Origin of the sequence: Clavibacter sp. MX14-G9D (assembly GCF_032917815.1) — a bacterium.
Classification (GTDB): domain Bacteria; phylum Actinomycetota; class Actinomycetes; order Actinomycetales; family Microbacteriaceae; genus Clavibacter; species Clavibacter michiganensis_K.
Map to the genome: position 1 here is coordinate 1 of NZ_JAVCVL010000396.1, position 972 is coordinate 972.

A 972-nucleotide genomic window follows, 5' to 3' on the forward strand; every position below is an offset into this window, starting at 1 on the left:
CAGCAGCGTCGGTGTCAGCAGCAGCATCCACATCAGCAGCAGCATCCACGTCAGCAGCAGCATCGGTGTCAGCAGCAGCATCCACATCAGCGGCAGCATCGGTGTCAGCGGCGGCGTCGACATCAGCAGCGGCATCTACATCCGCTGCGGCGTCCACGTCCGCAGCAGCGTCCACATCAGCGCCACCATCGACGTCGGCATCGGCATCTCCGTCGACATCAGCGGCGCCGTCCGCGGCAGCCGCGTCCACCGTGAAGGTCACCGAGTCGGAGCCCGCCTCCGCGTCGTCCACCGTCTGGGTGGCGGTCGCGGTGTAGGGACCGACCGGCAGGTCGACGAACACGACATCGAAGGCACCCGTGACCGGGTCCGCCGTCGTCGTCTGCGTCTCCTGGCCGGGGATGGCGACTGCGACCGACGCGCCGGGCTCGGCGGTCCCGCGGATGGTCACGTCTTGCGGACCACCGGGGATCACCTCCCCCTGCGCCGGCTCGGTGATGATCACGTCGGCGATGACCGGCGCCACCGTGAAGGAGACGGAGTCGGTGCCGCCCGCGGCCTGAGTCGCCACCGCGGTGTAGTCACCGGGCTCGAGGCCCGGGAATACGACGGAGAACGAGCCCGCGGTGGGTCCGAACGGAGCCGCCGTCGCCGTCTGCGTGGCCTCGCCGTCGATGGTCACCGTGACCACCGTGCCCGGCTCGGCCGTACCGCTGACGGTCACGTCCTGGGTACCGCCCTGGAGGATCTCGCCGAGGTCGGGCTCGAGGATCACGACCGGGTCCGCAGCGTCAGCTGCAGCGACCGTGAAGTCCACCGAGTCCGTGCCGGAGGCGACGCCCCCGACCGTCTGCACCGCGGTCGCCGTGTAATCACCGGCAGGCAGCTGCGGGAACGTCACCGAGAAGGCACCCGTCGTCGCATCCGCCGTGGCGACCTGGTCGTCCTGGCCGTCGATGGAGACCGTCACCG

General features: G+C 70.4%; 1 pseudogene. It reads right to left on the bottom strand.

Annotation, left to right across the window (positions count from 1 at the left end):
• Positions 1-972: pseudogene (locus Q6969_RS15925) on the bottom strand (sortase); the annotation flags it as partial.